The sequence below is a fragment of the Streptomyces sp. MspMP-M5 genome, assembly GCF_000373585.1.
GTDB lineage: Bacteria > Actinomycetota > Actinomycetes > Streptomycetales > Streptomycetaceae > Streptomyces.
In genome coordinates this window covers 68,053-89,046 of record NZ_KB891854.1, presented here as the reverse complement: position 1 = coordinate 89,046, position 20,994 = coordinate 68,053, and the positions used below count along the sequence as shown (strand labels likewise).

Below are 20,994 nucleotides of genomic sequence, written 5' to 3'. Positions count from 1 at the left end.
CCCCGGCGTCAGTGGCTCTCCTCCCGGACGGTGTCCAGCGCGTGCTGGAGATCCGCCGGGTAGGCGCTCTCGAACTCCACCCAGCGCCCGTCCGAAGGGTGCTCGAAACCCAGCCGCACCGCGTGCAGCCACTGCCGGGCGACACCCAGCCGCTTGGCGAGAGTGGGGTCCGCGCCGTAGGTCAGGTCGCCGACGCAGGGGTGCCGGTGCGCGGACATGTGCACCCGGATCTGGTGCGTCCGGCCGGTCTCCAGCTTGATGTCCAGCAGGCTGGCCGCCCGGAACGCCTCGATCAGGTCGTAGTGGGTGACCGAGGGCTTGCCGTCGGCGGTCACCGCCCACTTGTAGTCGTGGTTCGGGTGCCGCCCGATGGGGGCGTCGATGGTGCCGCTCAGCGGGTCGGGGTGGCCCTGCACCAGCGCGTGGTAGCGCTTGTCCGGCACCCGCTCCTTGAACTGCCGCTTCAGCGAGGTGTACGCCCGCTCCGACTTGGCGACCACCATCAGTCCGGAGGTGCCGACGTCGAGGCGGTGCACGATGCCCTGCCGCTCGGCCGCCCCGGAGGTGGAGATCCGGTACCCGGCCGCGGCCAGACCGCCGATGACGGTGGTGCCGCTCCAGCCGGGGCTGGGGTGCGCGGCGACCCCCACCGGCTTGCCGATCACCACGACGTCCTCGTCGTCGTGCACGATCTCCATGCCCTCGACGGGCTCGGCCACGATCTCCACCGGCGCGGCCGCCGGCGGCATCTCGACCTCCAGCCAGGCGCCCCCGTGCACCCGCTCGGACTTCATCACCTCGGAGCCGTCGACCCGGACCTTGCCGGCCGAGGCCAGCTCGGCGGCCTTCGTCCGGGAGAAGCCGAACATGCGGGCCAGCGCGGCGTCCACGCGCTCGCCCTCCAGGCCGTCCGGTACGGGCAGGGTGCGGATCTCGGGGAAGGTGCTCACCCCACGAGTATGGCAGTCCCCCGGCACTGCCCCGCCCGGCGGAGGGCCCCGGCCACCCGGCCGGGACGCGGGCCGGCCGTCAGTCCTTGTGGACCGTGCCGTCCGGGTCCAGGCCCCGGAAGGACAGCAGCACGATCAGCACGCCGCCGCAGACGATCGCGGAGTCGGCGAGGTTGAAGACCGCGAAGTGGGCCGGGGCGATGAAGTCCACCACCGCGCCCTGGAAGACGCCCGGCGAGCGGAAGATCCGGTCGGTGAGGTTGCCGAACGCACCGCCCAGCAGCAGGCCCAGCGCGATCGCCCAGGGCAGGCTGTGGAGCTTGCGGGCGATCCGGGCGATCACCACGATCACCACCGCGGCGATGATGGTCAGGAACACCGTCAGCGCCTCGCCGAACCCGAAGGCGGCCCCGCGGTTGCGGATCACGCTGAACTGCAGCAGCGTCCCGACGACCTCGACCGGCGCGTGGTGCTCCAGCTTGGCGACCACCGCGAGCTTGCTGCCCAGGTCGAGGAGGTAGACGACCGCGGCCACCAGCAGCAGCGCGGCGATCCGCCGCTTGCCGCGCCCGGTCGGCCGCTCGCCCTCCGCCGGCCGGCCCCCCTCGGATCCCGCCGCGGTCTCCGCCCCGGAACCCGGTTCGGATTCCGGCGTACCGGTGATGCGTTCCGCCTCTGCCACGTGTGCGTCCCTCAGCCCGTCGAGTCCTTCACCAGGCCCAGCCCGGCTGCCCACGAGAGTACGGCACCCGCCTGCGGGAACGGGCCGGACGGGGGCCGGCCGGCTCGCCCGGCGCGGCGGCGCACGGCTCAGCGGCGCTCCTGCTTCTGCTTGCACTCCACACAGAGCGTCGCCCGCGGGAACGCCTGCATCCGCGCCTTGCCGATCGGTTTGCCGCAGTTCTCGCACAGGCCGTAGGTGCCGGCGTCGAGGCGGCCGAGCGCCCGCTCGGTCTGGTGCAGCATCTCGCGGGCGTTGGAGGCCAGCGCCAGCTCGTGCTCGCGGGTGATGTTCTTGCTGCCGGTGTCGGCCTCGTCGTCGCCCGCGCCGTCCCCGGAGTCCCGCATCAGCCCGGCGATGGCGTCCTCGGCCGAGGTGATCTCCGCCCGCAGCCGGACCACCTCCCCCATCAGGCCGGACCGCGCCTCGGCCACCTCCGCCGGCGTCCAGGGCTCCTCACCGGGCCGTACCGCGAGTTCGCCGGGTGCCGCGGCCGTACGGGCCGGGGGCGCCCCGGAGTCCGCGCCGTCCGTGGCCGACGCGGCCGCCGTCCTCTTCGCCACCGTCCTGGCTCCCGTCTCCTCCGCCGGCCCGGCCGTCTCCCCGGCCACCGCCTTCACGGCGCTCGCCTTCTTCGCCGCAGGTTTCTTCGCGGCAGTCGTCTTCTTCGCAGCCGCCTTCTTCGTGGCGGTCTTCTTCGCCGCCGTCTTCTTGGCCGCGGCCTTGGCGGGCGCCGCCTTCTTGGCCGGCGTCTTCTTCGCGGCCGCCTTCTTCCCGGCGGCCTTCTCCGGCGCGGGCCCGGTCGCCTCCTCGCGCACGGACTGCTGCGCGACGTCCTCGTCAGTGGGCCCGGCGGACGTCGTGGTCTTCTCCGCGGCGGTCTTCTTCGCCACCATGGCCGCGACCCCTTCACATATGTGATCTTGTTCGCGAATCGTGACCGGAACGATAAATCGCCTCACGGCACGCGGCAACGGGACGCACCGCCCGGCCACCCCGCCACCGGGACCGTACGTCCGGTCTGCCTCGTTTGTGCCCCGCTGTCCGCGCGGTAATCCGCCCCGGACGACCGGCTCCGCGGGGCCCGGCATTCGGGTCAGCCGCCGGGCGACGGCCGGCGGACCGAAATCCGGTCGGCCGGTGTCGGCGCGGCCCTTTACACTGGGGCCCAGCGAAAGGCGTCGATGGGACGAGTAGCGTCATACGCAGCCTGCAGCGATCCGGGGACGGTGCGAGCCCGGAGGCGTGCATGACGTGAAGATCACCCCGGAGCCGCCGGAAGAAAGCCTCCGGACAGCGGGCCCCGCCCACGGGCCGCGGATCCACAGGCGACTAGAACCGGCAGCGCGACCCCAATGAGGGGGCGGTGCGGCGCGCACCGCCAAGGAGGGTGGTACCGCGGGAGCCAGCGCTCTCGTCCCTCCGGTCGGAGAACGCACCCAGGTGTCCGCCGGAGGAACCGATGAGCCCCACACCCCAGTACCGACCGGTACCCGCCCAGGTAGACCTGCCCGCCCTGGAACACGCGGTGCTCGACTTCTGGCAGGAGCGGAAGGTCTTCGCCCGCAGCCTCCAGCAGTCCGAGGGCCGCCCCGAGTGGGTCTTCTACGAGGGCCCGCCGACCGCCAACGGCATGCCCGGCGCCCACCACATCGAGGCCCGCGTCTTCAAGGACGTCTTCCCCCGGTTCCGCACCATGCAGGGCTACCACGTCGACCGCAAGGCCGGCTGGGACTGCCACGGCCTCCCGGTCGAGCTGGCCGTGGAGAAGGAGCTGGGCTTCAGCGGCAAGAAGGACATCGAGGCGTACGGCATCGCCGAGTTCAACGCCAAGTGCCGCGAGTCGGTGACCCGGCACACCGACGCCTTCTCCGAGCTCACCACGCGCATGGGCTACTGGACGGACCTGGACACCCCCTACCGCACCATGGACCCCGACTACATCGAGTCGGTCTGGTGGTCCCTGAAGGAGATCTTCAACAAGGGCCTGCTGGTCCAGGACCACCGCGTCGCCCCCTGGTGCCCGCGCTGCGGCACCGGCCTGTCGGACCACGAGCTGGCGCAGGGCTACGAGACGGTCGTCGACCCCTCGGTCTTCGTCCGCCTGCCGCTGACCTCCGGCCCGCTGGCCGGCCGGGCCGCCCTCCTGGTCTGGACGACCACCCCCTGGACCCTGGTCTCCAACACCGCCGTCGCCGCCCACCCCGACGTCACCTACGTCGTCGCCACCGACGGCAGCGAGCAGCTGATCGTCGCCGAGCCGCTGCTGGAGAAGGCGCTGGGCGAGGGCTGGACGACCACCGGGGAGTCCTTCACCGGCCGTGAGATGGAGCGCTGGGCCTACGACCGCCCGTTCCACCTCGTCGACCTCGACGGCGCCAACTTCGTCGTCAACGCCGAGTACGTCACCACCGACGACGGCACCGGCCTCGTCCACCAGGCCCCCGCCTTCGGTGAGGACGACCTCCGCACCTGCCGCGCCTACGGCCTCCCGGTGGTCAACCCGGTCCGCCCGGACGGCACCTTCGAGGATCAACTCCCGCTCGTCGGCGGCCAGTTCTTCAAGAAGGCCGACGAGGCGCTGGTCGCCGACCTCGACTCCCGCGGCCTGCTCTTCCGCCACCTCGCCTACGAGCACAGCTACCCGCACTGCTGGCGCTGCCACACCGCGCTGCTCTACTACGCCCAGCCGTCCTGGTACATCCGCACCACCGCGGTCAAGGACGCCCTGCTGCGGGAGAACGAGAACACCAACTGGTTCCCGGAGTCGGTCAAGCACGGCCGCTTCGGCGACTGGCTGAACAACAACATCGACTGGGCGCTCTCCCGCAACCGCTACTGGGGCACCCCGCTGCCCATCTGGCGCTGCGAGGAGGGCCACCTGACCTGCGTCGGCTCGCTCGCCGAGCTGACCGAGCTGACCGGCACCGACCAGTCCGGCCTGGACCCGCACCGCCCCTTCATCGACGCGGTCACCTTCGGCTGCACCCACGAGGGCTGCACGCTGACCGCGGTCCGCGTCCCCGAGGTCATCGACGCCTGGTACGACTCCGGCTCGATGCCCTTCGCACAGTGGGGCTACCCGTACCGCAACAAGGAACTCTTCGAGAAGCGGTACCCGGCGCAGTTCATCTCCGAGGCCATCGACCAGACCCGCGGCTGGTTCTACACGCTGATGGCCGTCGGCACACTCGTCTTCGACAAGTCGTCCTACGAGAACGTGGTCTGCCTGGGCCACATCCTCGCCGAGGACGGCCGGAAGATGTCCAAGCACCTGGGCAACACCCTCCAGCCGATCCCGCTCATGGACCAGCACGGCGCCGACGCGGTCCGCTGGTTCATGGCGGCCGGCGGCTCCCCCTGGGCGGCCCGCCGCGTCGGCCATGGCACCATCCAGGAAGTCGTCCGCAAGACCCTGCTGACGTACTGGAACACCGTCGCCTTCCAGGCGCTCTACGCCCGCACCTCCGGCTGGGCGCCGTCCGCCGCCGACCCGGCCCCGGCCGACCGCCCGCTGCTGGACCGCTGGCTGCTCGGCGAGCTCAACACCCTGGTCGAGGGCGTGACCGAGGCCCTGGAGAGCTACGACACCCAGCGCGCCGGCAAGCTGCTCTCCGCCTTCGTCGACGACCTCTCCAACTGGTACGTCCGCCGCTCCCGCCGCCGCTTCTGGCAGGGCGACGCGGCCGCGCTGCGCACCCTGCACGACGTCGTCGAGACGGTCACCCGGCTGATGGCCCCGCTCGTCCCGTTCATCACCGAGCGGGTCTGGCAGGACCTGGTCGTCCCGGTCACCCCCGACGCCCCGGATTCGGTCCACCTCACCACCTGGCCGGCGGCCGACCGCGCACTGATCGACCCGGCGCTCTCCGCGCAGATGCAGCTGGTGCGCCGGCTGGTCGAACTGGGCCGCGCCACCCGCGCCGAGTCCGGCGTCAAGACCCGCCAGCCGCTGTCCCGCGCCCTGGTCGGCGCGCACGGCTTCGCGGACCTCTCCGAGGAGCTGCGCGCCCAGATCGCCGAGGAGCTGAACGTCAGCTCGCTGGCTTCCCTCTCCGAGGTGGGCGGCTCCCTCGTCGACACCACCGCCAAGGCCAACTTCCGTGCCCTGGGCAAGCGGTTCGGCAAGGGCGTCCAGGCGGTCGCCAAGGCGATCGCCGGCGCGGACGCCGCCGCCCTCTCGCTCGCGCTGCGCGCGGGCACGGCGAGCGTCGAGGTGGACGGCGAGACGGTCGGCCTCACTCCCGAAGAGGTCATCATCACCGAAACCCCGCGCGAGGGCTGGTCGGTCGCCTCCGACCAGGGCGCGACGGTCGCCCTCGATCTGGAGATCACCCCGGAGCTGCGCCGCGCCGGCCTGGCCCGCGACGCGATCCGGCTGATCCAGGAGGCCCGCAAGAACAGCGGCCTGGACGTCGCCGACCGGATCGCGCTCCGCTGGGCCGCCGCCGACGACGACGTGCGCACGGCACTGGCGGACCACGCCACGCTGATCGCCGACGAGGTGCTGGCCACCGACTTCGCCGCCGGTGAGCCGGACGGTTCCTACGGCCCGGCCTTCACCGACGAGGCGCTGTCCCTGACCTTCCACCTCCGCAAGGCATAACGGAGCACGGAAGCACGGCAGAGCACGACCGGGCCCCGGCGCACTGCGCGCCGGGGCCCTCGCTCTTGTCCGCCCCCGCGTACCACCGCCGCGCCCCCCGCACGGACGACGGCGGACGCCCGGCACCCGCACGGTGGCACGAACAGGGCCGGGCCCCGAGGGATCTCTCCCTCGGGGCCCGGCCCTGATTGCCGACTCTGCGCGCCGTACCGGCGTCAGCCGTCCGTCAGTTGTCGTCCTCGTCGATGAGGAAGCCACGCATCGGCGACGGCGTCTGCTGCATCGGCGACGGACCCTGCGGCCGCACCGGTGCCATCGGCTGGGTCATCGCCGGCGACATCTGCTGCTGGCCGCCGTAGGACGGGCCACCGCTGGACGGGCTGCTCATGGAGTGGTTGCCGCCCATCGACTGGCCGCCACCCATGGTGTGGTTGCCGCCCATGGTGCCCGCACCGGCCGACGCCATCGACGGCGACGGCGGCAGCGAGGGGGCAGCCGGGGTCCGCGGCGGGGCCAGCGAGTCGTCGGACTGGTTCTCCAGCTGACGCAGCTGGCTCTCCAGGTACGACTTCAGACGGGTGCGGTACTCGCGCTCGAAGCCGCGCAGGTCCTCGACCTTGCGCTCCAGCGTCGCGCGGGCCGACTCCAGCGAGCCCATCGCCACGCGGTGCTTCTCCTGCGCGTCCCGCTCCAGCGCGTCGGCCTTGGCGCGGGCGTCCCGCTCCAGGCCCTCGGCACGGCTGCGCGCCTCGCCGACGATCTTGTTGGCCTCGGAACGGGCCTCCGCGATCGCCTGGTCGGCGGTCTGCTGTGCCAGCGACAGCACGCGGGCCGCGCTGTCACCGCCGGGGCCGCCCTGCTGCTGGGCCGGCTGCGGCAGTTGCTGTCCGGGGCCGCCCATCGGACCGCCCAGTGGGCCGCCCTGGCCCATCGGGCCGGGACCGTGCGGACCCTGCGGACCCGGACCGTGGCCACCAGGACCGGGAGGCAGCTGCGGTGCACCACCGGGCAGTTGGGGCGGGCCACCCATCCCCTGCTGCTGCGGCGGAACCGGCTGCGGACCGGATATGGCGGCGGGCACCGGGGGCCCCGGCCGCTGCGGCTGCTCCTGCTGCTGGTCGGGACCCTTGCGCAGACCCTGCTGCTGGTTCTGCGCGGCGGCACGAGTGGCGGCGGCCAGCTTGGCGCGCAGGTCCTCGTTCTCCCGGAGCAGGCGGGTCAGTTCGGCCTCGACCTCGTCGAGAAAGGCATCGACCTCGTCCTCGTCATAGCCTTCTCGGAGGCGGACGGTCGTGAACTGCTTGTTCCGCACATCCTCGGGGGTCAACGGCATCTCTACTTCACCTCAACGTAGTCGTCGGCAATCGGCAAGACCGTATCGTTCACACCAACAACACCGACCTCACGACGGTGATCAGGATGTAGACGATGATCATCAATACGAAGAAGGACAGGTCGAGCGCCACGCCCCCGAGACGCAGCGGCGGGATGACCCGCCGCAGAAGCTTGAGTGGCGGATCGGTGACAGTGTAGGTGGCCTCAAGAACCACCACCATCGCCTTGCCGGGTTGCCATGAACGGGCGAACTGGAAGACATAGTCCATCACCAGGCGGAAGATCAGCAGGATCAGGAAGCAGTACAGCGCGATGTAGATCACCTGACCAGCGACACTCATCTCGCGCTGCCCTCTCCCCTTGTTCCTGTGCCGACCTTACGGCCCTGGTGTGCCCGGTGTTGCGTCTCAGCTCTGGTTGAAGAATCCGCCCTCTGCGATACGGGCCTTGTCCTCCGCCGTGACATCGACGTTAGCAGGCGACAACAGGAACACCTTCTGCGTCACCCGCTCAATGCTCCCGTGCAGTCCGAAGACCAGACCGGCCGCAAAGTCGACAAGTCGCTTCGCATCGGTGTCGTCCATCTCCGTGAGATTCATGATCACCGGAGTGCCCTCACGGAAGTGTTCCCCGATGGTACGGGCTTCGTTGTAGGTCCGGGGGTGCAGTGTGGTGATGCGGTAAGGCTCCCGCTCGGACACAACTTTGGGCATGATCACCGGTGCGTTCTTCTCCAGGTTCGGGCGTTCGGGTGTGATGGATGCCACGGGGGCGATACGCGCGGGTCGTCCGCTTTCCGCGGCGAGCGGGGCGGGTTCACGCGGCGCGGGAGGCGTCACGGCACGGACCGGTTCCTCCCGTTCCGGGCGTGTTTCGGCCGGGACTTGGTGCTGTTGACGCCGTCCCCGATCGGGCTCCGGGTCCAGCTCGGGCTCGAACTCGTCGTCGGGGTCGAACCCCCGGCCGTCGTACCCATCGTCCTCCACGAGGCCGAGGTAGACCGCCATCTTGCGCATCGCGCCGGCCATTCTCTGCGTCCTCCGCTCTGTGGTGGATCGGCTCCGTCACCGGGGCCCTTGGATCCACTCGGCCTGCCCGCCTCCTGCGGGAATGACCATATTTTGTGCTGTGGTCCGACTTGCTTGGCGACGTTACCCGAGCCGTGGTCGGACTCCGAGTACCGCGGTACCGATGCGCACATGTGTCGCCCCGGCCGCCACCGCGTCTTCGAGGTCCGCACTCATGCCTGCCGACACCATGGTGGCAGCAGGATGGGTCACGCGCAGGTCGGATGAGATTTCCATGAGCCGCTCGAAAGCGGCGCGTTGACGTCCCGCGTACGGTCCGACCAGCGGCGCGACCGTCATGAGACCGTCCAGACGCAGCCCTTGTGCGGCGGCGATCACCTCGGCGAGTTCCGCGACACCCTCCGGCGCCACCCCGCCGCGATCCCCCGTGATGTGTCCGTTCTGTCCTGACTCGACGTCAAATGCCACCTGGATCAGACAGCCCAGCTCCCGCTCGGCACGGACCGCTTCCTTGGAGAGCGCAGTGACGAGCCGGGGCCGGTCGACCGACTGGACGACACCGGCGTAACCGGCCACCGACCGCACCTTGTTGGTCTGCAATTGACCGACGAAGTGCCAAGTCAGCGGCAAATCGGCGCATTCGGCCGCTTTGGGTGCCGCTTCCTGATCGCGGTTCTCCGCGACCTGGCGCACCCCCAGCTCCGCGAGCAGCCGGACGTCGCTCGCGGGGTAGGTCTTGGTGACGACGATCAGCGTGACCTCGTCCCGTGACCGGCCGGCCTTGGCGCAGGCTGTGGAGATACGATCCTCCACCCGCGCCAGGTTGTCGGCCAGTTGCGTTCTGCGGTCGTCGGTCACAGCTCAGCCTCTCCGGGGCCGCCCCCGAGCCATACGTAACTCGCGAGCCGCCCGGTCGTGCGGTCGCGCCGGTACGAGTAGTGGTCCGCCGACTCCCGGGTGCAGACCGGCGATTGCGCCCGCAACTGCACGCCCTTCGCGGCGAGTTGGGCGCGCACCCCCGCGGTGACGTCCACCGACGGGGTGCCCCAGGAAGTGGTCGCCCAGGACTCCGGCACCACCGTGGCGACCTCGGCGCGCATCTCCTCGGGCACCTCGTAGCAGCGTCCGCAGACCGCGGGGCCGGTGTACGCGAGGATCCGGGACGGCTCCGCGCCCAGCTCGGCCATGGCGGCGAGGACCGCCGGGACGACCCCGGCGACCAGCCCCGGCCGGCCGGCGTGCGCGGCGCCCGCCACCCCGGCGACCGGGTCGGCGAGCAGGACCGGGGTGCAGTCGGCGGTGAGCACGGCCAGGGCCAGGCCCCGGCGGGCGGTCACCACCGCGTCCACGGACGGGATCTCGCCCTCCCCCCAGGGTCCGTCGACCACGGCCACGTCCCGGCCGTGGACCTGGTTCATCCAGACCACCGCGGCCGGGTCCAGGCCCAGGTCCCGGGCCACCAGGTCGCGGTTGGCGCGGACGGCGGCGGGGTCGTCGCCCACCGCGCCGCCCAGATTGAGCTGCTCATACGGAGCGGCGCTCACCCCGCCCCACCTGTCGGTGAAGGCGAAGTGCGCGCCGCTCACGTGGTGCTGTTGCCCTATCACGTCGGTGCTTACGTCACTTCAGGAAGTCGGGAACGTCCAGTTCCTCGGCCGCGGAGTCCGAGTACGGACGGGCCGGGGGAACCGAGGGGCCGCCGGCCGGCGGGGTGGACACCTCGCCCAGCGACGGGGACTCGGACGTCGGGGCCTCGTCCCGGACCGGCGGGACCGCGCCCAGGCCGCCGAACGACGGTGCCGGGCGGGGCGGCTCGACCGGGGGCGCGGTCGGGCGGACCGGCGCCGGGGCGGGCTCGTCGCGCTTCGGGGAGGGCATGCCGGCCTGCTGGACGTCCCGGCGGGCCGGCGGCTGACCGCCGTCGAAGCCCGCGGCGATGACCGTGACCCGGACCTCGTCGCCCAGCGCGTCGTCGATGACCGCGCCGAAGATGATGTTGGCCTCGGGGTGCGCGGCCTCGCTGACCAGCTGCGCGGCCTCGTTGATCTCGAAGAGGCCGAGGTCGGAGCCGCCGGAGATGGAGAGCAGCACGCCGCGGGCGCCGTCGATGGACGCCTCCAGGAGCGGCGAGGAGATCGCCATCTCCGCGGCGGCGACCGCGCGGTCGTCGCCGCGCGCCGAACCGATGCCCATGAGCGCCGAGCCGGCCTCGGACATCACGGACTTGACGTCGGCGAAGTCGAGGTTGATCAGACCCGGGGTGGTGATGAGGTCGGTGATGCCCTGGACGCCCGACAGCAGCACCTGGTCCGCGGACTTGAACGCGTCGAGCACGCTCACCTGGCGGTCCGAGATGGACAGCAGACGGTCGTTGGGGATCACGATGAGGGTGTCGACCTCTTCGCGCAGCTGGGCGATGCCGTCCTCGGCCTGGTTGGCGCGACGGCGACCCTCGAAGGTGAACGGCCGGGTGACCACGCCGATCGTCAGGGCGCCCAGCGAGCGGGCGATGTTGGCGACGACCGGAGCACCGCCGGTGCCCGTCCCGCCGCCCTCACCCGCGGTCACGAAGACCATGTCGGCCCCCTTGAGGACCTCCTCGATCTCCTCGCGGTGGTCCTCGGCCGCCTTGCGGCCCACGTCCGGGTTGGCGCCGGCGCCGAGTCCGCGCGTCATCTCGCGGCCGACGTCGAGCTTGACGTCGGCGTCGCTCATCAGCAACGCCTGCGCATCGGTGTTGATCGCGATGAACTCGACGCCCTTGAGCCCGACCTCGATCATCCGGTTGATGGCGTTCACGCCACCGCCGCCGATGCCGACGACCTTGATGACTGCGAGGTAGTTCTGCGGTGCTGCCACGTCGAAGGCCTCTCGCCTCGATTTACGTGTCGTCGCCGCACATTGCGTGTGGACGCCGACTGATGCCGAAGGGATGGTCCGCTCTGCCGACCCGAACCCTAACCCTGAAGTTTAGGGTTACTGTGCCTGTGTTCCTGGTTCCACGGTCCCTTTGGAACGAGACACTAAGTCGACAAGGTGCGCGCGTTCAACGAACACGCCGAACCTCCCGTTTTTCTTTTCACCCTATGTGATCACCCATAGTCGTAGCCATCCAGGGTGCTGGCCTGCGCCGCGGTACGTCAACTCCCGGACACCGCGGGCGCGCTGGGCACCGAGATGTCGAGGTGGCGCGCGTCACGCGCAGCCTTCATCAGCTCGGCCAGCACCTTCGCCTTTTCGGCGCCCTGTTCGCAGCTGCCCCACATCACCGTGCGGCCACCTGCGAGTTCGAGGGTGACGGAGTCGTAGGAGCGCATCCGGAGAGTGCGGATGTCCTTGCGGACGGCAGCCGGGAGGTCCCGGGCGACGGTGACCGCGGCGCGCAGCAAACGGCCGGTTCCGAAACGGTGCAGGCTCGGAGAGTCGGAAACAGTCATTTCCAGAAGGGGGATACCGCGGGGCGGGTGGCTCACCGTGGCGAAACGGACGCCCTCGCCGTCCACTTCCACGAACTTCCCGTTCGCTCGCAGCAGCAGTTCCGGCGTCCTTTCGGTCACTTCCAGTCCGAGGGTGTGCGGCCAGGAACGGGTGATGTCAACACTCTTGAGGCGCGGGAGCCGGGCCAGCAGCCGGCGGCGCACCGCGCCGGTGTCCACGGAGGCGAGCGGCGCGTCCATCGGCGCGGACGCGGCGGCGACCACCTGCTCCGGGGTGAGCACGTCGGTGCCGGAGGCCCGGACCTTCTCCAGCCGGAGCCAGTCCGAACCGTAGAGCGCCCAGGCGCCGAACCCGCCCAGCAGCGCCGCGAGAACCGCAACGATGATCACACCGCGGCGGCCCGGGCGGCGCAGCGGCGGGCGCGGCAGCCGGAGGCGCAGGACGCCGGACCGCGGCGAAGGGGGCGGGCCGGACCGCGACTTCTTCGCTCCGCGCCTGGCGGTGGTCGGTCCGGCCACGCTCTCCGCCTTCTCTCGTCCGCTACTTGCGGCGCTGCTCGATCGCGTCGTAGACCATGCCGACCAGCAGCTCGTCGGCGTCCCGGCGGCCGAACTCGGCGGCCGCGCGGGACATCTCGTACAGCCGGTGCGGATCGCCCAGGACCGGGAGCACGTTGTCCTGCACCCAGTCCGGGGTCAGCTGGGCGTCGTCGACCAGCAGGCCGCCGCCGGCGTTGACCAGCGGCTGGGCGTTGAGCCGCTGCTCGCCGTTGCCGATGGGCAGCGGGACGAAGGCGGCCGGGAGCCCGACGGCGGACAACTCGGCGACGGTCATCGCGCCCGCGCGGCAGAGCATCATGTCGGCCGCGGCGTACGCGAGATCCATCCGGTCCACGTACGGTACCGGGACATAGGGCGGCATTCCCGGCATGTTGTCCACGTGCGGCAGTTCGTTCTTCGGGCCGACCGCGTGCAGTACCTGGATGCCGGAGCGCTGCAGCACCGGGACCGCGGCCTGGACGACCTCGTTCAGCCGGCGGGCGCCCTGGGAACCGCCGGACACCAGCAGGGTCGGCAGGTTGGGGTCGAGGCCGAACGCGGCGCGCGCCTCGGGGCGCACCGCGGCGCGGTCCAGGGTGGCGATGGAGCGGCGCAGCGGAATGCCCACATAGCGGGCGCCGCGCAGCTTGCTGTCCGGGGTGCTGACGGCGACGTACGTGGCGTAGCGCGAGCCGATCTTGTTGGCCAGGCCGGGGCGGGCGTTGGCCTCGTGGACGACGATCGGCACACCGAGCCGCTTGGCGGCCAGATAGCCGGGCAGCGCCACATAGCCGCCGAAGCCGACGACGCAGTCCGCCTTGGTGCGCTCCAGGATCTGCTCGGCGGCCTTGATCGTGCCGCGCAGCCGTCCGGGGACGGTGATCAGCTCGGGGGTGGGCTTGCGGGGCAGCGGTACCGCCGGGATCAGGCCCAGTTCGTAGCCGCGCTCGGGGACCAGCCGGGTCTCCAGGCCGCGCTCCGTGCCCAGTGCCGTGATCCCCACGGTCGGGTCCTGCCTGCGCAGGGCGTCCGCGAGGGCGAGCGCGGGCTCGATGTGGCCGGCGGTCCCCCCACCGGCGAGTACGACATGCACCGAAATTCACCGCTCTCCGGACGGCCGCCTCTTAACGCGCCGTCTCATCGTCTTCCATCTCACCCCAGCCGGTTTCCTGCCGGGAGCAGGCTTCCGCGCCGACCGTGCCGTCAACGCCGCCCGTGCGGCGGGCTCGTCACGCGCGAAGGCGATCAGCAGCCCGACGGCGAACATCGTCGGCAGCAGGGCGGAGCCCCCGTAGGAGAACAGCGGGAGCGGGACACCGGCGATCGGCAGGAGGCCGAGCACCGCACCGATGTTGATCACGGCCTGAGCCATGATCCAGGTGGTCACACCACCCGCTGCGTACCGTACGAAGGGGTCCTCCGTGCGTCCGGCCACGCGGATACCCGCATAGCCTAGAGCCGCGAAGAGGGCGAGCACCGACAGCGTCCCCGCCAGGCCCAGTTCCTCCCCGGTGATGGCGAAGATGAAGTCGGTGTGCGGTTCGGGGAGTTCTCCCCATTTTTCCATACTCGCCCCGAGGCCGGAACCGAAGAGGCCGCCGGAGGCCAGCGCGTAGATGCCGTGCACGGCCTGCCAGCACTGGTCGCCGGGGCCCGGATCGGTCGCGCCGATGCAGGCGAGGCGGGACATCCGGTGGGCGCTGGTCTTGATCAGCAGCAGGCTGAGCACGGTCGCGGCGCCCAGCACCCCGGCGAACAGCCGGGTCGGGGCGCCGGCCAGCCACAGCAGACCGAAGAGGATCGCGGTCAGGATGATCGTGGTGCCCATGTCCCCGCCGAGCATGATCAGCCCGAGTACGAGAAATGTCACCGGCGTCAGGGGAACCAGCAAGTGCTTCCACTGCGTCAGGAGTTTCTTCTCCTCTTTGCGGGCCAGCAGGTCGGCGGCCCACAGGACGAGCGCGAGCTTGGCGAACTCGCTCGGTTGCACCTGGAAAGGGCCGCCCAGGCTGAGCCAGTTCTGGTTGCCGTTGACCGAGACGCCGATGCCCGGGATCTGCACCATGCCAAGCAGGAAGACCGAGCCGGCGAGCAGCGGATAGGCCAGCGACCGGTGCCGGCGCACCGGCATACGGGAGGCGAGCAGCAGCAGCCCGCCGCCGATGGCGGCCGCCAGCAGCTGCTTGCGGAAGAAGTACGACGGCGCCAGACCAGACTGCAGGGCCTTGATCTGGGAGGCCGAGTAGACCATCACCAGGCCCAGCACGGTGATCAGCAGGGGGGCGCCGAGGATGAGGTAGTACGCCGTGAGCGGGCGGTCCCAGGCGCGCCTGGCGCGGGTGTAGAGCCCGCGCGGGCCGGGCGGTGTGCGGACGACCCGCGGCGGGCGCACCTTGGCGGGGGTCCGGCGGGCCGGGCGCGGCTGCGCCGGCTTCGCCGATCGGGCGGTCATCCTCGTCCCCTCCACAGGTGCGCTCGCCGCCGGCGACGACGGCAGCGGGGAGAACCGGGCTAGTGACCCGCGGCGGCCAGCTCGCCCACCGCGTCGGCGAACGCCTCGCCCCGCTTGTTGTAATTGACGAACATGTCCATCGAGGCACAGGCCGGGGCCAGCAGCACGGTGTCGCCCGGCTCGGCCAGCCGGGCCGCCTCCCGGACCGCCTCGGACATCGCCCCAGTGTCGGTCCGGTCGAGGTCGACAACCGGGACATCCGGGGCGTGTCGCGCCAGTGCTTCCCTGATCAGCGCCCGGTCGGCACCGATCAGGACCACCCCGCGCAGCCGGCCGGCGGCCGTGCGCACCAGGTCGTCGAAGGTGGCGCCCTTCGCCAGCCCGCCGGCGAGCCACACGATGTGCTCGTACGCCGCCAACGACGCCTCGGCGGCGTGGGTGTTGGTGGCCTTGGAGTCGTCGATGTAGGAGACCCCGGCGACGTCCGCGATGTGCTGGATGCGGTGGGCGTCCGGGTGGAAGGCCCGCAGCCCGTCGCGGACCGCGGTGGCCGGGACGCCGAAGGCGCGGGCCAGCGCCGCGGCGGCCAGCGCGTTGGCGATGTTGTGCGGGGCGGCCTTGCCGGAGGCGGGGGCGATGTCCGCGATCTCGGCGAGCTCCTGGGCCTGCTGCTGCCGGTTCTCCACGAAGGCGCGGTCGACGAGGATGCCGTCGACGACGCCGAGTTGGGAGGGGCCGGGGGTGCCGAGGGTGAAGCCGATGGCCCGGCAGCCCTCCACGACGTCGGCCTCGCGGACCAGTTCCTCGGTCGCGGGGTCGGCGGCGTTGTAGACGCAGGCGACGGTGTTGCCCTCGTAGATCCGGCCCTTGTCGGCGGCGTAGGCGGCCATGGAGCCGTGCCAGTCGAGGTGGTCCGGGGCGAGGTTGAGGACGGCCGCGGAGTGCGCCCGCACCGACGGCGCCCAGTGCAGCTGGTAGCTGGAGAGCTCGACGGCCAGGACGTCGTAGGCCGTCTCGTCGGTCCGGCCCTCGCCGAGCACCACGTCCACCAGCGGGACGCCGATGTTGCCGACCGCGGCGGTGCGCAGACCGGCCGCGGCGAGGATCGAGGCGAGCATCCGGACGGTGGTGGTCTTGCCGTTGGTGCCGGTGACCGCAAGCCAGGGCGCCGCGTCGGGACCGCGCAGCCGCCAGGCCAGCTCGACGTCGCCCCAGACCGGGACGCCGGCCTTCTCGGCCGCCAGGAAGAGCGGGCTGGTGGGCTTCCACCCGGGGGAGGTCACCACCACCTCGGTGCCCTCGGGGAGGGTCTCGCCGTCGCCGAGCCGGACGGTGATCCCGAGCTTCTCCAGCTCGGCCGCCTGGGCCCGTTCGCCCTCGCCGTCACTGCCGTTGACGACGGTGACGCGGGCGCCGAGGCCGGCCAGGGCGCGGGCGGCGGGGACGCCGCTCACGCCGAGACCGGCCACGGTGACGTGCCTGCCGGCGAAGTCCTCGGGAGCCTTCGGGTCGTACACGGTCACTTCGCCGCCTGCCAGCCGCCGTAGAAGATGCCCAGACCGACGATCACGCACATGCCCTGGATGATCCAGAACCGGACCACCACAAGGACCTCGGACCACCCCTTGAGTTCGAAGTGGTGCTGGAGTGGCGCCATCCGGAAGACCCGCTTGCCGGTCATCCGGAACGAGCCGACCTGGATGACCACGGACATGGTGATCAGGACGAACAGACCGCCCAGGACCGCCAGCAGCATCTCCGTGCGGGAGCAGATCGCCAGGCCGGCGAGCGCGCCGCCCAGTGCCAGCGAGCCGGTGTCGCCCATGAAGATCTTGGCGGGCGAGGTGTTCCACCACAGGAAGCCGAAGCACGCGCCCATCAGGGCGGAGGCCACCACCGCCAGGTCGAGCGGGTCGCGGACCTCGTAGCAGCCGGGGCCGGCGGTGACCAGGTTGGCGCAGGACTCCTGGTGCTGCCAGATGCCGATGAAGGTGTACGCGCCGAAGACCATCACCGAGGCGCCGGTGGCCAGGCCGTCCAGGCCGTCGGTGAGGTTCACGCCGTTGGACATCGCCAGGATCATGAACAGCGCCCAGATGACGAAGAGCACCGGGCCGATCTGCCAGCCGAAGTCCTGGGTGAAGGAGAGCCGGTCGGAGGCCGGGGTGGCGCCCCGCAGGTCAGCGAACTGCAGCGAGAGCACCGCGAAGGCGATGCCGACGATCAGCTGGCCGGCCATCTTCGCCTTGGCCCGCAGGCCCAGCGACCGCTGCTTGACGATCTTGATGTAGTCGTCGAGGAAGCCGACCAGGCCCATGCCCGCGAAGAGGAAGAGCACCAGCACACCCGAGAAGGTCGGGTCGCTGGAGGTGATCACCTTCGTCAGGGCGTAGGCGATGATCGTGGCCAGGATGAAGGAGATGCCGCCCATGGTGGGCGTGCCCTTCTTGCTGCCGTGGGTGCGGGGGCCGTCATCGCGGATGAACTGCCCGTAGCCCTTCTTGGCCAGCAGTTTGATCAGCAGGGGGGTGCCGATCAGGGTCAGGAAGAGCCCGATCGTCCCGGAGAAGAGGATCTGCTTCATGGAGTTCATCGGGACGCGGCTCCGCCCTCGGCGCCGGAGCAGCCATCGGCGTCTTGGCCGTCCCCGGCCAGCAATGCCGCGGCCACCCGCTCCAGACCCACCGACCTGGACGCCTTCACCAGCACGACGTCTCCCGGTCGCAGCTCGCTGCGCAACAGGTCCACCGCCGCCCGCGTGTCGGACACGTGCACCGACTCCTCACCCCACGAACCCTCGTTCTTGGCGCCCATGTCGAGCCAGGCCGCTTCCCTGCCGCCGACCGCCACGAGCTTGCTGACGTTGAGCCGGACGACCAGCCGCCCGACCGCGTCGTGTTCGGCGAGCGACTCCTCGCCCAGCTCGGCCATCTCACCGAGCACCGCCCACGTCCGGCCCCCCTTCGCCCTGGCGGCGGTGCCCATGGCGACCAGCGCACGCAGCGCCGCTCGCATGGACTCGGGGTTCGCGTTGTAGGCGTCGTTGACGACCGTCACGCCGTCCGCGCGCTCGGTGACCTCCATACGCCAGCGGGAGAGCGTGCCGGCTTCGGAGAGCGCGCTGGCGATCTCGTCTGCGGGCATGCCCAACTCATGGGCGACGGCGGCCGCGGCGAGCGCGTTCGACACGTGGTGCTCACCGTACAGCCGCATGGTCACATCACTGCACCCGGAGGGTGTGTGAAGCGTGAAAGCGGGCTGTCCGAGAGCGTTGAGCCGGACATTCTCGGCACGCACGGCGGCCTCCGCGGACTCGCCGTAGAGGATCGTGCGGGCCTTCGTACGGGACGCCATGGCCCGGACATACGGGTCGTCGGCGTTGAGCACGGCCACCCCGCCGTCCTCGGCCGCGGGCAGCGCCTCCACCAGTTCACCCTTGGCCTGGGCGATCTGTTCGCGGCCGCCGAACTCGCCGAGGTGCGCGGTGCCGACGTTGAGGACCACCCCGATCCGGGGCGGGGTCAGCCCGGCGAGGTAGCGGATGTGGCCGACGCCGCGGGCGCCCATCTCCAGCACGAGGTGGCGGGTGGTGGCGTCGGCGCGCAGCGCGGTGAGCGGCAGCCCGATCTCGTTGTTGAGGTTGCCTTCCGGCCACACCGTCGGACCGTGCCGCTGGAGCAGCTGGGCGATCAGGTCCTTGGTGCTGGTCTTGCCGGCCGAGCCGGTCAGCGCGACGACGGTGGCGCCCAGCTTCTCCACGACGGCCCGGGCGAGGGCGCCGAGGGCTGCGACGACGTCGTCGACGACGATCGCCGGGACGCCGACCGGGCGGGACGCGAGGACGGCCGCCGCGCCGGCTGCCACGGCGCCGGCGGCGAAGTCGTGGCCGTCCACCCGCTCACCGGCGAACGCGACGAACAGGCCACCCGGGCGGACCGCCCGGGAGTCCGAGACGACCGGCCCGGTGACCTCGCGGCCCGGGTCCGGTATGTCGTGCTGCTGCCCGCCGACGATGCTCGCGATCTCGGCGAGGGACAGGGAGATCACAGGTCACCCCCGGGGCCGTGCAGGAGGTGCCAACAAGAGGATTGTGCGCGCATGGCGGTGTGTCATCCCTGGTGGTTCGGCTGCTGTGACTGCTGCGGCGGCTGCGATGCCATGGCGGACTCGATCGCGGCGCGCAGCACCTGACGGTCGTCGAAGGGGCGTACCACTCCGGCGATGTCCTGACCCTGTTCGTGGCCCTTGCCCGCGACGATCACGGTGTCCCCGGGCTCGGCGCGGGCGACGGCGGCGGCGACCGCGGCGGCCCGGTCCTCCTCGACCAGGACGGTGCCGCGCTCGTGGACGGGCACCTCGGCGGCGCCCGCGAGCATGGTGGCGAGGATCGCGAGCGGGTCCTCGGAGCGGGGGTTGTCGGAGGTCAGCACGGCGGTGTCGGCGAGCCGGGCGACCGCGGCGCCCATCGGCATCCGCTTCTGCCGGTCGCGGTCGCCACCGCAACCGAGGACGGCGTGCACCTTCCCGGTGGTGACCTTGCGCAGGGCGCGCAGAACCGATTCGACGGCGTCGGTCTTGTGGGCGTAGTCGACGACCGCCAGATAGGGCTGGCCGGCGTCCACGCGCTCCAGGCGGCCGGGGACGCCGGGGACCGCGGCGACGCCGTCGGCCGCGGTCTGCGGGTCCACGCCGGCGACGGCCAGGGCCGTGATGGCGGCGAGCGCGTTGGAGACGTTGAACGGACCGGCGATCGGGCAGGCGGCACGCACCGTCACGCCCCCGGGGCCGTGCACGGTGAACGTCGAGCCGAGCGTGCCGACCTCGACGTCGGCGGCGCGCCAGTCCGCGTCCGGGTGGCCCTCGGCGGAGAACGTGGTGACCGGGACCTCGGACTCGCCGGCGGCCAGCCGGCGGCCGTACTCGTCGTCGAGGTTGACCACACCGGCCTTGCTGCGCGCCTTGGTGAACAGCTGCGCCTTGGCGTGGAAGTAGTCCTCCATGCCGGAGTGGAACTCCATGTGCTCCGGGCTGAGGTTGTTGAAGACCGCGACGTCGAAGACGCAGCCGTCGACCCGGCCGAGCACCAGCGCGTGGCTGGAGACCTCCATGGTGACCGAGCGGACGCCGCGCTCGCGCATCACCGCGAACAGCGCCTGGAGGTCGGTGGCCTCGGGGGTGGTCCGCTCGGACTTCAGGCGCTCGTCGCCGATCCGCGACTCGACCGTGCCGATCAGTCCGGTCGGTCCGCCGACCCGTCGCCCGGCGGCGCCCCCGGCCGGCTGCGCTTCGTGCAGGCCCCGCTCGATCTCCTTGGCGGCCGCGGCCCGCAGACCGCCGTCGATGAGGTACGCGGTGGTGGTCTTGCCGGAGGTGCCGGTGATGCCGATCTGGAGGAGGTCGTCGCCCGGCGCCCCGTAGATCGAGACGGCCAGGGCGCCCATCCGGCCGCGCGGGTCGTCGACGGCCAGGACCGGCAGGCCGGTCGCGGCGGCCCGCTCGGCGCCCGACGGGTCGGTCAGGATCGCGGCGGCGCCGAGGTCGGCGGCCTGGGCGACGAAGTCGGCGCCGTGCAGACGGGCGCCGGGCAGCGCGGCGTAGACGTCACCGGGCCGCACCGCCCGGGAGTCGTGGGTGATGCCGGTGACCTGGACGGCTGCGGCACCGTCCGGGACGGGGATCGCCAGCTGCTGGGCGAGGTCGGCCAGAGGGGTGGGGCGGACCTCGTCGGGGCGCGGCGCACCCGGATATCTGCCGGGGCCGCCCTTCTCCGCGTGCTGGGCTTTGGGGGACTGATCAGCTTGTGACACGGCGGTGAGCGTACCGGGCAGAACGGGCCCGGGGCGAAGTGAGGGCTTCGCCGGGGGGCCGTCGCCGGGCAGCTGCGGGCCGTCGGGGGTGATGGTCGTCACGGCGGTTGTGCCTCGA

General features: G+C 71.7%; 17 protein-coding genes. 1 reads left to right on the top strand and 16 read right to left on the bottom strand.

What is annotated here, in order from left to right:
* Positions 1-8: 8 nt before the first annotated feature.
* The 3 genes from B073_RS0103560 to B073_RS43545 all read right to left on the bottom strand — a co-directional run bounded on the left by B073_RS0103560 (position 9) and on the right by B073_RS43545 (position 2,567).
* On the bottom strand, positions 9-950 hold the full coding sequence (locus B073_RS0103560) for an RluA family pseudouridine synthase (RefSeq protein WP_018536714.1): 942 nt from the start codon (positions 948-950) through the stop codon (positions 9-11).
* A gap of 79 nt (positions 951-1,029) precedes the next feature.
* Positions 1,030-1,632, bottom strand: coding sequence for a signal peptidase II (gene lspA, locus B073_RS0103555; RefSeq protein ID WP_018536713.1), 603 nt, complete (start codon positions 1,630-1,632; stop codon positions 1,030-1,032).
* Positions 1,633-1,760: 128 nt separating this feature from the next.
* Positions 1,761-2,567 (bottom strand): TraR/DksA family transcriptional regulator, encoded by an 807-nt coding sequence (locus B073_RS43545; RefSeq protein WP_078507887.1) that lies wholly within the window; start codon positions 2,565-2,567, stop codon positions 1,761-1,763.
* Between the two features lie 566 nt (positions 2,568-3,133).
* On the opposite strand from B073_RS43545, the gene ileS reads away from it, so the two are divergent.
* Entirely contained in the window at positions 3,134-6,277 is a 3,144-nt protein-coding gene (gene ileS / locus B073_RS0103540) for an isoleucine--tRNA ligase (RefSeq protein ID WP_018536710.1), read from the top strand.
* A 226-nt stretch (positions 6,278-6,503) separates the two neighbouring features.
* Here the strand turns inward: ileS and B073_RS43240 are convergent, their stop codons facing one another.
* The 13 genes from B073_RS43240 to B073_RS0103475 form a co-directional block, all read right to left on the bottom strand.
* Positions 6,504-7,610 carry a DivIVA domain-containing protein gene (locus B073_RS43240; RefSeq protein WP_026247025.1) on the bottom strand — a complete coding sequence of 369 codons (1,107 nt, stop codon included), beginning with the start codon at positions 7,608-7,610 and terminating at the stop codon, positions 6,504-6,506.
* Positions 7,611-7,659: 49 nt separating this feature from the next.
* Positions 7,660-7,953, bottom strand: a complete 294-nt coding sequence (locus B073_RS0103530) for a YggT family protein (RefSeq protein WP_018536707.1) — start codon at positions 7,951-7,953, stop codon at positions 7,660-7,662.
* A 66-nt stretch (positions 7,954-8,019) separates the two neighbouring features.
* Complete coding sequence (locus B073_RS0103525) at positions 8,020-8,640, bottom strand: cell division protein SepF (protein ID WP_018536706.1); 621 nt, start codon at positions 8,638-8,640, stop codon at positions 8,020-8,022.
* A 123-nt stretch (positions 8,641-8,763) separates the two neighbouring features.
* A complete protein-coding gene (locus B073_RS0103520; protein ID WP_018536705.1) occupies positions 8,764-9,498 on the bottom strand; it encodes a YggS family pyridoxal phosphate-dependent enzyme in 735 nt (244 codons plus the stop codon).
* Positions 9,495-10,247, bottom strand: a complete 753-nt coding sequence (gene pgeF / locus B073_RS0103515; RefSeq protein ID WP_026247024.1) for a peptidoglycan editing factor PgeF — start codon at positions 10,245-10,247, stop codon at positions 9,495-9,497. The genes B073_RS0103520 and pgeF overlap by 4 nt, the downstream gene beginning before the upstream one ends.
* Before the next feature lie 13 nt (positions 10,248-10,260).
* Complete coding sequence (gene ftsZ / locus B073_RS0103510; protein WP_018536703.1) at positions 10,261-11,499, bottom strand: cell division protein FtsZ; 1,239 nt, start codon at positions 11,497-11,499, stop codon at positions 10,261-10,263.
* A 281-nt stretch (positions 11,500-11,780) separates the two neighbouring features.
* Positions 11,781-12,596, bottom strand: coding sequence for a cell division protein FtsQ/DivIB (locus B073_RS0103505; protein WP_018536702.1), 816 nt, complete (start codon positions 12,594-12,596; stop codon positions 11,781-11,783).
* 22 nt (positions 12,597-12,618) lie between these two features.
* Positions 12,619-13,710, bottom strand: a complete 1,092-nt coding sequence (gene murG / locus B073_RS0103500) for an undecaprenyldiphospho-muramoylpentapeptide beta-N-acetylglucosaminyltransferase (RefSeq protein WP_018536701.1) — start codon at positions 13,708-13,710, stop codon at positions 12,619-12,621.
* A gap of 6 nt (positions 13,711-13,716) precedes the next feature.
* Positions 13,717-15,069, bottom strand: coding sequence for a putative lipid II flippase FtsW (gene ftsW / locus B073_RS0103495; protein ID WP_018536700.1), 1,353 nt, complete (start codon positions 15,067-15,069; stop codon positions 13,717-13,719).
* A gap of 59 nt (positions 15,070-15,128) precedes the next feature.
* Positions 15,129-16,592, bottom strand: coding sequence for a UDP-N-acetylmuramoyl-L-alanine--D-glutamate ligase (gene murD, locus B073_RS0103490; RefSeq protein ID WP_018536699.1), 1,464 nt, complete (start codon positions 16,590-16,592; stop codon positions 15,129-15,131).
* On the bottom strand, positions 16,589-17,653 hold the full coding sequence (gene mraY / locus B073_RS0103485; RefSeq protein ID WP_026247023.1) for a phospho-N-acetylmuramoyl-pentapeptide-transferase: 1,065 nt from the start codon (positions 17,651-17,653) through the stop codon (positions 16,589-16,591). The genes murD and mraY overlap by 4 nt, the downstream gene beginning before the upstream one ends.
* A 5-nt stretch (positions 17,654-17,658) precedes the next feature.
* On the bottom strand, positions 17,659-19,116 hold the full coding sequence (locus B073_RS0103480) for a UDP-N-acetylmuramoyl-tripeptide--D-alanyl-D-alanine ligase (RefSeq protein ID WP_018536697.1): 1,458 nt from the start codon (positions 19,114-19,116) through the stop codon (positions 17,659-17,661).
* A gap of 62 nt (positions 19,117-19,178) precedes the next feature.
* A complete protein-coding gene (locus B073_RS0103475; protein WP_018536696.1) occupies positions 19,179-20,978 on the bottom strand; it encodes a Mur ligase family protein in 1,800 nt (599 codons plus the stop codon).
* Positions 20,979-20,994 lie beyond the last annotated feature (16 nt).

Excerpts from the sequence above, each read along its gene's own strand:
- mraY (WP_026247023.1), bottom strand. The coding sequence starts at position 17,653 with ATGAAGCAGATCCTCTTCTCCGGGACGATCGGGCTCTTCCTGACCCTG.
- ileS (WP_018536710.1), top strand. The coding sequence starts at position 3,134 with ATGAGCCCCACACCCCAGTACCGACCGGTACCCGCCCAGGTAGACCTG.
- ftsW (WP_018536700.1), bottom strand. The coding sequence starts at position 15,069 with ATGACCGCCCGATCGGCGAAGCCGGCGCAGCCGCGCCCGGCCCGCCGG.
- B073_RS0103525 (WP_018536706.1), bottom strand. The coding sequence starts at position 8,640 with ATGGCCGGCGCGATGCGCAAGATGGCGGTCTACCTCGGCCTCGTGGAG.
- B073_RS43240 (WP_026247025.1), bottom strand. The coding sequence starts at position 7,610 with ATGCCGTTGACCCCCGAGGATGTGCGGAACAAGCAGTTCACGACCGTC.
- B073_RS0103530 (WP_018536707.1), bottom strand. The coding sequence starts at position 7,953 with ATGAGTGTCGCTGGTCAGGTGATCTACATCGCGCTGTACTGCTTCCTG.
- B073_RS43545 (WP_078507887.1), bottom strand. The coding sequence starts at position 2,567 with ATGGTGGCGAAGAAGACCGCCGCGGAGAAGACCACGACGTCCGCCGGG.